This window comes from Clostridium massiliamazoniense, from assembly GCF_001403635.1.
Classification (GTDB): domain Bacteria; phylum Bacillota; class Clostridia; order Clostridiales; family Clostridiaceae; genus Sarcina; species Sarcina massiliamazoniense.
In genome coordinates, this window is sequence record NZ_LN879466.1 from 69,601 (window position 1) to 82,741 (window position 13,141).

Sequence of the window (13,141 nt, forward strand, 5' to 3'; positions counted from 1 at the left end):
TTTGTGAAAGGGAGATTATGTTGATACATTTAGAAAAAATAAAATAAAGAATATATAAAAATCAATATAGATAAGATATTAGAAAAACTATTAGCTAAGCTGGTAGATATTTATTTAAAATTCAAATAAATTAAATTTTAAAATCATGAATATTAAAATTAATATATTTATACTATAACTTGATAAAAAGCAAAATGTTTTTTTTATGTTTATTTTATTAGGCGTTTTACATATATAAATAGAAATTATTGTAAGTATTGAGATTAATAGAAATAAAGATAATATCATAGGTATGTCATTTATACTAATATCACTTATGTTCAGGTAAAGATCCAAAATTACATTTGAAAGTGCTATAATAAGACCTTCTGTTAAAAATATAACTATACATAATTTCCATAAATCTTTAATTTTAAATATATGAAGAAAAAGTATTTGTGAAAATATAGGTATCAATAAAAATAAAAAATAAATAATATAGAAAAAGTAACTCAAAAAAATCATTGGAAATATACCTTCAAGAAAAATAGCCATAAACCCTCCAAATATCTGTAATTTATAATATGTATATTAAATTATATTATAAATTTTATTATCAATAAATACATTTATATTAATTAATGATAAATGTTATTAAAATGATGATAAAATGATGTTTTTTTTATTTATTTGTTTTATAAAATTTAAAGTAATTAATAAATAGAATATTTAATAGAAGAATAAGAAACTTTATAAAAGAAATCTTAGTTGATTTATTTCAACTAAGATTTCTTTTTTTATGGAAAGTACATTAAGAAGAAAATTTAATGTTTTTTTAAATATATATAAAAAAATTAAGAGATTAGTCGATAAATAGACTATGAGTTTATTTATTTAAAAGGGTGTGAATTTATGGTGAAAAAGAAAATAACTGCAGTTTTAGCTACTACTATGATGGTAAGTCAATTAAGTCCAATAGCTGTTTATGCAAAGGATATATCTTCTAAGGAAAATGAAGAAGCTAAAGTTAGTTTAGATAATAACGAGGTTAAAAATAAAGAAGAGAATAAAATTGAGAATAATAAAAGTGAAGAGGAAGATAAAACCGAGGATGAGAAGATAGAAGAAGTTCCTGAGGATGAGGATAAAAAGGAAGAAGAGGATTCTGAAAGCAACGAAAATTCTGATGAAAGTTCAGTTACTGAGCCTTATAAGCTTAAAGGAAGTTTAGAACTTGATATGAATTTTAGTACACCAATAAAGTATAAATCTAGTGAAGACACTAAGATAGATATTCTTATTAAAAATGATAAAGGTTTTGAGGGGACCATAAGTCTTGGAAGTAATAAAAGTTCAGGAACTATTGATGAAGGCATTGAGTATAACTTAAGAGCTTTAAATGGAAAGAAAAAACCTATTAATGGAGAAGAGGAGCTTTCTTTTTATCATCTAAGTATTAATAATTTAGAGCTTGGTAATTATACAGTAGAAATATCAGGTGTGGGGTATGCTAAGGCTGTTATTCCTAATATTGAAATACAAAATACTTCAAAAAGAGTTATCTTTGGAACAAGTGATAAGACTGTATTAATGGATAATGAAGGGAAAGAAAATCATAGTGCTATAAAGGAAGAATATAAGGGGGTATTTCTTTCTGGAGATATTAATGGTGATGGAGCTGTAAATAAGGTAGATTATGACCTTATGAAGGCTGAAATCAAAAAAGATGATGGAGGGAAAAACTTAGATTTTGACTTAAATAGAGACCAAAAAGTTGATATTACAGATTTATCTTATATTCATACAAACTTAGATAAATCTTTAGGAAGTGCAGTCATAGTAGATACAAATCCAATAATAAATCCTGATAATGTAAGCATAGATGTTGATACAACAAACATTAATGTTAAAGGAGAAATAAAGAATATATTAAAGGATAACGGAAGTACTGTAAAATTAGAAACTACGAACAATGCTCCAATAAGTGAAGAGAATCCTATAGCTATTCCTATAAATCTAGGAAAAACTAGAATGGGAACAACAAAAATGGAAACTGTGATTATAAAGGCACCGGGGGAGAATGCACCATCAAAGGGAAAAGTAGTAATTCCTAAAGGAAATGAAGATGGTTCAGATTTAATAGTTGATTTTAATGAAAGTAATACAAAAAAGATATCACAAAAAACAGCAAATGGAGAAGCTCTTGAGGCAATAACTATTGACCTTGGAAAACAGGTTGCTGTAAGTGAAGTAACTATAAAGGTTACAGGAGGAAGAGGGAATAAAAACTTAGCAGAAATAGCAAGTGTAGAATTTATAAATAATGTTTATAAAGAACTTCCACAACCTAAAATGAATATTCCAGTTATAAATAATTACACAAGTGCAACAGCTGTAGGAAATGAGTTTATGCAATTTAAGTGGGAACATCAACCTAATGTAACAGCCTATGAACTTAAAGTTGAAAAGCTTAATGATAAAGGAGAAGTTGTTTCAACTAGAAAATATAAGACATCAGAAAATTTTTTAAGAATAGAAGGTGACGTGGCGGGTTATGAAATTTATAGAGTGAGTGTTCAATCTTTAAGTGGTGATGAGTGGTCAAGTGGATATAAAGATAATCAACAAGGGTATGATGCTTCAAAAGTAGGAAGTACAAACCTTGAAAATAACAGTAATGATAAAGATGGAAAGCCAGATAATGTAGATGAAAATTATAAACCACAAGAATGGAATTCTGAAACAGGTAATTTAGAAAGTGGTGCTAGTCAAAATGGAATGTATGGTTCAGATTCAATAATAGAGCTTCAACTTGTACCAGAAACAGCCCCAGAGGGACCAGAAGGTATAAAGGCAGAAGGGCTTTATAAAGGATTAAAAGTAAATTGGAAAGCACATAAAAAGGCTAAGGATTATGATCTTTATTATAGAAAGGTTGGAGAAGGAGCATGGACAAAAGCTAATGATCCTAATGAACCTAAGTATGTTGATAGTAATATTGAAAATGATATACCAGATGGAGTTATAAATTTAAAGCCAAATGAGAAGGAAGACAAGGAGGAACTTATAAGAAATACTTCATATATAATAAAAGGTCTTGATGATGATCAAACTTATGAGTTAAAGATGACAGCAACAAATCATCATGGAACAGGTGGACTTTCACAAACCTATCTTGGAAGAACTGAGAATCTTATAGGGCCAGAAATGCCCAAATATAAGCTTATAAATACACCAAAAGTAACATTTGAAAAAGGGGAATCACCTGTTAATGGAATAGTTGATATAGAATATTCTAATTATAGTGTAGCAGATCATCCAAATGGAATTGAAGATAAATTTGTTATTGTAGATGGTGATTATTCAACATATTGGACATCATTTACATGGAATACATCATATACAAGTTCACCAAAGATTACCTTTGATAAAGAGTATGAAATGGATACTTTTATGATAGCAACAAGACTTGATGCAGGATATGGTGGAAATGCTTATGATTATGTTCCTGTTAGATACTTTGATAGTGAGAAAAATGAATATGTAAATGTAAATGGGCAATATAGTATTCAAAATAGTAATGGAAAAAGATACTATAAAGTAACTTTGGATGAACCTATTAAAACTAAAGAGTTAAATGTAGCCTTAAGAATACATCCAATGTATGAACCTTTATCAAGTATTAGTGAAATTAAATTTTATAACTATGATAGCTTAGAAAAAGATGTCGAAGCATTATTTAAAGATGAATTAATGTTAGAGCTTGCAGATGGAGTAACACAAGAAAAGGTAGACTCTCTGAGAGTAAGAGCTAATACAATAGATAGTGCTTCAATGGAATATCATCCAAATAGAAAATTAATCTTAGAGAATATAGAAAGAGCACAGGATATTTTAGATGATATAAACTTAGATCAAAATATTAAAGTACTTAATCCAATGATAATTAATTCAGGTAATACTATAGGACAAAGTAATAACTGGCAGGCTTTAGGTGTTTCAGCTAAGCCGGGGGATAAAGTTAATGTTTATATAGGTTCAACAAATCCTAATACTAAATTTGAACTTGCAATAACGCAATATTATGCGGAGAGTGGAACAGCTGTAAAGACTTATGATATGGAGTTGGTTCCAGGGAAGAATGAAATAACAATTCCAGAATCAGCTTTTCAAATGGATTATGAAAAAGGTGGAAATTTATTCATAAGATTTAAATCAAATTATAGGGAAAATGATGTAGTTAAGGTTAGAACAAGTGGAACAACTAAAATACCACATCTTAATTTAAATAAACTTATAAGTGATGAAAGCAAAGAGAAGGAAAGCAAGGCAATCATAAGAGAATATATAAAAGAGCTTAAAAGTCACGTTTCTAATCTTCCTAAAATGTATCCAAGTAAAGAGGACAAGGAAAATAATATTTATACCTATGACCCAATGACATCAATACTTAATAGTACAGAAATTGAGGGAGATAGAATAACTTTATCACTTGCAGCAAATCAAGTTTTAAATGGAATAACTTCAGGACTTTCTAGTGAAGATGAACAGGTTGAAAGAGTTTATAAAACTCTTCTTGCTTGGGAACAAATAATGAAAGTTTCTTATTCACAGCAAGGATTAATAGAAGCACCAATAGATTTTGACGGGGATGGAGAAATAACAGATAAGGCTTTAGAAACACTTAATGGAAAGAGTGAAAGAGCATTTTATAATCAAAATAAGGTTCCACAAAATCGTATTAATATTAAGTATCAAAGAATGTTTACTGGGGCATTTATGTATGCTTCAGGACATCATGTTGGAATAGGTTATGGTTCAGTACCTTCAATGATGATGGGAGTTCCTTTTAAGGTTAACAGTAATGGTGAACTTATAGATAAAGAAGATGGCTCATTATTTGGATGGGGGATTGGACACGAGATAGGACATGTTCATGATAGACCAGGATTGACAAAGGCAGAGGTAACAAATAATATACTTCCACTTATAACACAAACATTCAATGATGTTAATGAGTCAAGATTAGAGGAAGGTACTTACAAGAATACTTATGATAAGGTAACATCCGGTTCTATAGGTGGACCAAGTGGAAGTACAGCACTTGCTATGTATTGGCAATTACATCTTGCGTACGATAATAACTACACTTATGAAATGCTTAAATTAAATTCAGATGCAGATATAAATAATGATACCATTTACGCTAAAATTTATAGAGCAGCTAGAGAAAATGGAGTAGCACAAAATGAAAGTGGCTATAATCAATTTAAACAAAGCTGGATTATGAGAGCATCAGATGCAGCAGGAAAAGATTTAAGACCATTTTTCCTAGCTTGGGGAATAGAAGCAAGTCCAAAGACAAATGAATATTTATCTTCAAAGAAATATCCTGTTGAAGAAAAGAAAATACAATATTTAAATGATTCTGCTAGAAGAAAAAGACTTGCTGCAATAAATTCTAATAATATGGGATTTATTCAAATGGCTAAGGATACAAAGGTTGTGGCTTCTTTTGGAACAAGTAAAGATAATTTAGAGGTTCAAAACAATTCTTATTTAAATCAAAAAAATGTTCCATTAAAGCTTTCAGTTAATAAAGATACTGATAAAATTTTAGGTTATGAAATTATAAGGCAAGAATCAACATCAAATGGAATTAAGGAAGCTGTAGTAGGCTTTGTTGAAAGAGACAAAGAAAGTGTTGATGGAATAACTAATTATTCAGATTTAATAGATGGGATGAATAATAAGGTATTCACATATAAAATAAAAGCCTATGACTATGATTTAAATGTAACTAATGAAGTTACTGTTGGTACGGTTAAAATTAGACATGATGGAAGTATATCTAAAAATACTTGGAGCTTTGAGAGTAATACTATTGGAGCAAATGATGAGGTTACAGATGATAGTGGTCATGGTCAAAGTAATACATCAATAAAAAATATAGCTGATAATGATGTTAATACTGTTTATAGTGCGAAAAGAGGAACTGATAATAACGGAAATATCCAAAAAGGAGATTTATATATAACTGTTGATCTTGGAAATTCAAGACAAGTAACAGGACTTAAATATAATCCAGGAATTCAACCTAAAAAAAGTCTTTTAAAGAAATTATTTGGAAATAAAAAAGAAGAATATGTACCAATCAATAATTATGAAGTTCTTATAAGTAATGATAATAAAACTTGGACAAAGGTCCATTCAGGGAAATTTGATAGTACAAAAGAAAATACTATTTATTTTAATAAGGCAGGTAATTCATCTAATAGTGAACTTTGGGCAAATAATGCACAGTATATAAAATTAGTTGCAAAAGGTGTTGACACTATGTCCATTGCAGAATTAGATGTAATTGGACAACCTGGAGATAACATAGAAATTGGACTTTCTTTTGATAAGGTAAATTACAAAAATGGATTAGGTAAATTAAGTGCTGATTATGAATATGCCGAAGGTAAGGTAATTCCAAAAGGTTCAATAATAGTAAATGGTGAATATAAGGGAGATCCTGCTTTTAATATTCCTTTAGTATTAAATGAAAATGATGAAAACTTTGCAATTGAATCTCAAGCAATACTGCTTGCAGAAGTTCCAGAGGGAGCTGAGCTTGGAGAAGTTACAAGTGGTACTTGGATTTATTGGATAACACCAGAGCAACAAGAAAAGTTTATAAATGCAGAAGCCAATATGGTTGGAAAGAAAATAAAGGCTGAACTTTATAGATTTAATAGTTTAGATTCAAATAATAAACCTGTAGGTCAAAGATTAGTAAGTGATACTTTCTATTTAGACCTTCCTGAGAATCTAGATACTTTACCAGAAATAAGCTTGAATGGTGGACAAGCTAAAAATAAAAATAAGTCAGTAATAAATATAGATTCAAAACTTATGAATAGTGTTGTAGAAGCAAGGAAGTAATTAGAAAAGTTCTAGTATCACAAAGAATGTTTTAAGCTATGGTTTATTTAGAAAGGGGAATTATTAATGAAAAACACAACTAAAGGTGCAATTGCTGCAGGTCTTATTGTAACATCAGCATCTATAATATCTTATGCCAATACAGGGGCTTCTAAGAAAAGTAATAGTGATGAAAAGAATAATACGAAATTAGTTTTAGATGTAAAAAAAGTAGATAGTGATACAGTAAAAGTTTCAATAGATAATATAACTGAAGTTCCAAAGGCACTTCAGTTTAGCATAAAGTTAGAAGGAAATGTAACGTTAAAAGAAGATGAGAGTAGTATAAGAGACTTAATTAATGAAACTATTTCTAATAGAAAAAGTGCATATGCCACTACTAATACTGTTTTGACAGATTACTCTTATAATAGTGCAACTAAAGAAATTGATGTTTTAATAACAGCTACAGATTCTTTGCCAAAGACAGGAAATAAGATTGATATATTTGAGATGGATATTAAGCCTACAAAAGCTAAAAAAAGTGGAGCAACAAAATATAAGGTTATTCCTGCTGATGTGAAGGATTTTAAATATGTAAGTAATACTAATAAAGAATACAGTAATTTAGGAGTTTCTTATGAGGAAAAAGAAATAACAATGAATGAGAGACCAAAAATAGAAAGCACTAAGTCTGCTATAAAGATTATAGAGGGTGAAACACTAGCTTTAACAGAAGCAACTTTAGGTATTACTATGAGCGATAAGGATGGAGAAACCCCTAAATTAGAAGTTAGACAGCCTTCAAAGGGAGATGCTGTAATAACAGAATTTAAGGAAGATTTACCTGGAATTTATGAACTTGAAGCTGTAGCAGTAGATAGCTATGGAGAAAAATCAGAAGCAGTTAAGATACAAGTGGCTGTAGAGCTAGATAATACAATAAAGACACCACCAACAATTCTTATCAATGGAAAAGAATTAATTGATATTAAATTAAATGCTGGGGATATATTTGAACCATTAAAGGATATAAAAGCAACAGATGTTAAGGGAAGAGATGTAAAAGTAGAGTTAACAGCAGATAAGACAATAAACTTAGATCCAGATGTAGATACAATATATACATTAACTTATACAGCGACAGATATTTATGGAAATAAAGCAGTAAAGGCAATAAAGTTAACAGTAATAGCTAATAAAGCACCAATTATAAATGGCGTTAAGAATCATGTTATAACTGTTGGTGATGTTTTTGATCCAATGAAGGGGATTACAGTAACTGATGAAGATAAAAATTTAAAAGTAGAAGTAGAAAGTAATTTAAATATAAATATACCAGGTATTTATAAAATTAAATATAAAGTTACTGATACAAAAGGAAAGACTACAAGAGCAGAATCTACAGTAACAGTAAATCCTAAATTAGGAGTAGTAAATAGTGCGCCAGTAATAATAGCAAATGATAGAACTGTTAAAGTTGGAGATAAGTTTAATCCTCTACAGGGGATAAAAGCTACAGATAAAGAAGATGGAGAGATTAAGGTTGAACTTGTGGAAAGTACAGTTCCAGTAGATAAAAATGGAATTGTAATAAAGGATGGTAAGTTTACAGTATCATTAAAAGCTACGGATAAAGAAGGGATAGTTACAACAAAAACAATAATAATAACTGTTGAGAAAAAAGAAATTGATACACCAGAAAATCCAGGAGAAGTAATTAAGCCAGAAAATCCTACACCAGATAAGCCAGAAGATCCAAATAAACCAGAAAAACCTGAAAATAAACCAGGAGATTCAAATGAATCAGGAAAACCTGAAGAGGAAAAACCAGAGGGAGGAAATTCAGGAGATACAACTAATCAAGAGAAACCTGTTGAGGGGAATCAAACTAATCCAGGAAATGATGAAAATAAAAAACCAGGAGATTCAAATAATTTAGATAAAGTTGAAGAGGGAACTCAAGAAAATCAAAGTAATCAAGGAAATACAGAATCAGGAAAAAAAGAAGAGGGAACAAAACCTGAAAATGTTGAAGGTGAAAAACAAGAAAGTAAGAAAGAAAAATTGCCTAAAACAGGTGATAAAGGTTTATTAGGAGTTATAGGTACAGGCTTAGCTGCTATAGGTGGATTATTTATAATAAATAAAAGAAAAAAATAGTTGAATAGATATATACTTAATAACTTTAGTAAGCATATATTTTATAGCAAGGGAAAATAAAAGTTATTTATTGTAAAACTATTATAAAAAAAGAGCATTTAAGCTCTTTTTTTTATTATATAATATATGGTAGAATATGTATTTTGGAGGGGCTATGAAAAATAAAAAAGTAAGTAGTGAGTGGTTTAGATTAGGATTATTATTTGGAGTGACTTTTGGAATAATTTTTCATAAGTTAGCATTAGGAATTATCCTAGGAGGATTAATTGGATTAACTATTGATAGATTGAATAAGTCAAAAAAGGAATAGTATCCAGAACTTAAAGAGAGTTATATGTAGTTGAGGAATTCCTAGAGCAATAATTAAAGGAGGGATTTTAGGTGAGAATCTATGAGTATATATCTAATCAATTTAGTAAACCTAGTGGGGTGGGTGGAATTATAAGTACATTTGTGATGAATAAGATAAATAGAAAACTATATGAGAGTGTAATAGAAAACATAGGGGTTAATCTAGATGATAAAGTTTTAGATATAGGTTTTGGTAATGGCAAACTTATAAATGAGTTAAGTTCAATTACCAGTGGAAAGTTTTATGGCATAGAGCTTTCAGAAGATATGGTTATTTTAAATTTATATTATTTTAAAGAGACTTTACAATGATATTTATCTGAGTTTTAGTGAAAGTTTATAGAATTCCTATATATTTTTATCTGGAATTCTATATTTTTTTTGTTTGACAAAGATAAAATAATACACTACTATATTACTTAGATATATAATAGTTAGATATCTAAGTAATATAGTAAAATTATAAATAAGGAAGGTAAATATAAGTGAATGAAGAAAATTATTATCTAGAAAAGGCACCTATTCTTAAGGCGATAGCTAATCTATCAATTCCATTAATGATAGGAATGTCTGTAAGTGTTATTTACAATATTATAGATGCATACTTTATTGGAAGATTGAATAATTTCAATATGATTTCAGCTGCAGGATTAGTATTGCCTATATTTACAATATTAATGGCTTTAGGCAGTTTACTTGGTGTAGGTTGTGGAACTTATATCTCTAGATTACTAGGGGAATCAAATTATAAAATGATTAAAAATGTATCATCATTTGCATTTTATATGAGTATTATTTTTGGTATTATTTCTATGATTTTAGGATATTTATTTTTAAATGACTTAGTAGGGATTTTAGGAACTAGCAGTGAGAATTTTCTTTATACTAAGGAATATGCACGAGTTTTAATTTTAGGAGCACCAATTGTTATACTTAATTTTTCTTTAGAACAATTGGTTAGAGCAGAGGGAGCAGCTAAAGTTTCTATGATTGGTACCGTGTTAAGTTGTGTTATAAATATAATATTAGACCCTATTTTTATATTATATTTTAATTTAGGGGTAACTGGTGCAGCACTTGGAACTATTATAGCTAATGTGATAGCAGTTATTTATTTTATAACTTACATGCTAGGGAAAAAGAGTAATTTAACTATTAATATTAAATATTTTAAGTTTGATAAAGAGATTTTTATGAATACTTTTAAAATAGGAATTCCTGTATTTATATTTAGTATGTTTTTAATGGTATCAGGCTTAATTATGAATAATGTTGCTAAGTTATATGGTAGTGATGTACTTGCAGCTTTTGCAGTACAGTTTAGGGTTACTCAATTACCAGAATTTATTTCTATGGGATTTGCAGAGGGAATAGTTCCGTTAATAGCATTTAACTATGCAGCTAAAAATAAAGAGAGATTAAAGCAATCAGTACAATATACAATAGCTATAATTATACTTGTTTCAATTGTTATTTCAGGAAGTATCTTTGTATTTAGTAGCGATATAATGAAGGCTTTCACAATAAATGAAAATGTTATTAGATTAGGTTCATATATAATAAGGGTTGCCTTAATTTCAACATTTATAACTGGAATAACAACATTAATAACAGGAATTTTCCAAGGTACAGGAAAGGGAACAGAATCTTTCATTATGTCTATAACTCAAGGAATTTTATTTATTCCACTTTTACTAGGTGGAAGTTACTTATATGGATTTAAAGGCTTAGTTTGGGCATTACCATTAAGTGAAATAGGTACCTTTCTTATTTCATTAATATTAATGCTTATGTCTAAAAAAGGAGTTTTTGATAAAAGGAATGAGTTAGCTAGTGAGATGAATTAATTATATATTGCTTTAAAAATGAAAAATTACTAAAATTATTTTTAATATAGTGGTGGTATAATAAGGGTATTACTTTAAATTATTTTATGAAGGATAAATTTAAAAATAAAGGATATATAAGAGGTGATAATATGCATCATGATGAATTTACATATCAATATTTTTTTAGGGCAATATCTCATAAACTAAAGTTACTTGGTGATGAAAAGCTCAATAAATATGAGTTAACTCACTATCAAGCGTGGATATTAGGTTATATAAATATCCATGAAAATGAAGGGATATCTCAAGTTGATTTAGAAAAACAAGTTCAGAGAAAAGGATCATCCATAACTAATATGCTTAAGGTTTTAGAGAAAAATGGATTTATTATAAGGAAGGTAGATCCAAATGATGAGAGAAAAAAATTAATTTACACCTTACCAAAGGCTAAAGAATTAATAGATGAATTTGATAAAATGGTTAATGATATAGAAAAGACAATAACCTTAGGTATGACGGAGAAACAAAAGGCTGAATTGCCTGAATTACTTAAGATAATACTAAAAAATTTAGAAGATTAAGAAACTCTATATAGAATTGTGTAAAAACATTTCTATATAGAGTTTTTATGTTATACTTAAAAATTTTCTTTAATCTAAGGGTTTTTTCTATTATTTTTTTGTTATATCATGTGTTACTTCACCATTTTTAACTGTTAATAAAACAGTATTTTTATCAGTATCACTTAAAACAGAAAGAGAAACTTCTTTTTTGTAATTGGCCTCTTTAGCTTTATTTACAAGTTCTTTAGTATTATTAACTTTTTCATCATTACCACAACTTACTAAGAAAGTACCTATAGATAAAGTTGCTAGTAAAGCTAAAATTATTCCATTAATTTTTAATCTATTCATAGAAAAATTCCCCTTAAAATAGCTAATGTAACTTCATTATAATTTTTATGTAAAATTTTAACAATTAAATATTTTACATAATAAAAATATTATTAAGCAGTTACTTGTAATATAAATAAGTTAAAAATGCTATAATAAATTAAACTGTTGAAGAATAGGAGTGTTACAGATGATAGACTTTAAAGTGGGAAATAAATTACCTGATGATTTTTTAGGGGCAGTTCCAGAAGGAATGAGTGGAGTATTTTCAGATAGAATAATATTTATATTAAAGATGGAAGATTTAGAAAAAGAAGATATAGAAAACTTTAATAAAAATAGAATAGAAATAGATTTATTAGAAATTAATACATATGAATATAAAATAGGAAAGTTATATGCTTTTTCTGTATTAGTTGACGGATTCATAGACAATAGTGAAGTTATGATTGATTTTAGAGTGGAAGATATAGAAGAAATAATGCCTACATCATTTAAAGGTGAGGGAGGGATAAAAACTATATTTGCTCTAGTTGATGAAGAGGATAATATATTAGGCTTAAGAGAGTTTAAAATAGGCACAGAACTTAGTAATATAATTTCAGATAAAGCCTATAAACAAAATCAATGTATGTTCCCTAAGCAAGAAGAAGATAAAAATGATTATGTTCTTTTAGCATTTCAAAAATTATTTGAAAATGAACCAGAGGAGAATTTGAAACTATTTTCTATAGGGAAAAGTATAATTCACTAAATTTAGTGAATTTATAATAAGATTAATTTATTTTTATAAATCAATATAAGTGTTTAGAATAAAAAGCTGTACTATAGAAAAGAGAAACTATAGTACAGCCTTATTGAGATATAAAAAGATATAATATTAAGGGTTATTATTGTTGGTCTTTTAAGATTATGTTATAATCTTGAAAGAAACATTTATATATATTTCAAAGTTTTTTATTCCGCAAGATGATTAACATGAAGTATTATAAATGTTTTTTTGTGTCTTAAATCACAAAT

General features: G+C 28.0%; 8 protein-coding genes. 7 read left to right on the plus strand and 1 reads right to left on the minus strand.

Going from position 1 to position 13,141, the window contains the following annotated elements; all coding sequences use genetic code 11:
- Positions 1–891 precede the first annotated feature (891 nt).
- The 6 genes from ARA19_RS01395 to ARA19_RS01415 all read left to right on the plus strand — a co-directional run bounded on the left by ARA19_RS01395 (position 892) and on the right by ARA19_RS01415 (position 11,809).
- Positions 892–6,906: a M60 family metallopeptidase gene (locus tag ARA19_RS01395; protein WP_055069169.1), complete on the plus strand. Its 6,015-nt coding sequence runs from the start codon at positions 892–894 to the stop codon at positions 6,904–6,906.
- A gap of 66 nt (positions 6,907–6,972) precedes the next feature.
- Positions 6,973–9,048: an immunoglobulin-like domain-containing protein gene (locus tag ARA19_RS01400; RefSeq protein WP_055069170.1), complete on the plus strand. Its 2,076-nt coding sequence runs from the start codon at positions 6,973–6,975 to the stop codon at positions 9,046–9,048.
- A 154-nt stretch (positions 9,049–9,202) separates the two neighbouring features.
- Positions 9,203–9,358, plus strand: a complete 156-nt coding sequence (locus ARA19_RS17730) for a glycine zipper domain-containing protein (protein WP_197276544.1) — start codon at positions 9,203–9,205, stop codon at positions 9,356–9,358.
- A gap of 71 nt (positions 9,359–9,429) precedes the next feature.
- Positions 9,430–9,711 (plus strand): class I SAM-dependent methyltransferase, encoded by a 282-nt coding sequence (locus ARA19_RS01405; protein ID WP_055069171.1) that lies wholly within the window; start codon positions 9,430–9,432, stop codon positions 9,709–9,711.
- A gap of 173 nt (positions 9,712–9,884) precedes the next feature.
- Positions 9,885–11,246, plus strand: coding sequence for an MATE family efflux transporter (locus ARA19_RS01410; protein WP_055069172.1), 1,362 nt, complete (start codon positions 9,885–9,887; stop codon positions 11,244–11,246).
- 86 nt (positions 11,247–11,332) lie between these two features.
- The gene (locus ARA19_RS01415; RefSeq protein WP_055069173.1) at positions 11,333–11,809 is read left to right on the plus strand and encodes a MarR family winged helix-turn-helix transcriptional regulator; all 477 of its coding nucleotides are present in this window, start codon (positions 11,333–11,335) and stop codon (positions 11,807–11,809) included.
- A gap of 90 nt (positions 11,810–11,899) precedes the next feature.
- On the opposite strand, the gene ARA19_RS01420 is transcribed toward ARA19_RS01415, so the two are convergent.
- Positions 11,900–12,142 (minus strand): hypothetical protein, encoded by a 243-nt coding sequence (locus tag ARA19_RS01420; protein WP_055069174.1) that lies wholly within the window; start codon positions 12,140–12,142, stop codon positions 11,900–11,902.
- Between the two features lie 169 nt (positions 12,143–12,311).
- On the opposite strand from ARA19_RS01420, the gene ARA19_RS01425 reads away from it, so the two are divergent.
- On the plus strand, positions 12,312–12,875 hold the full coding sequence (locus ARA19_RS01425; RefSeq protein WP_055069175.1) for a hypothetical protein: 564 nt from the start codon (positions 12,312–12,314) through the stop codon (positions 12,873–12,875).
- The last annotated feature ends 266 nt before the right edge of the window (positions 12,876–13,141 follow it).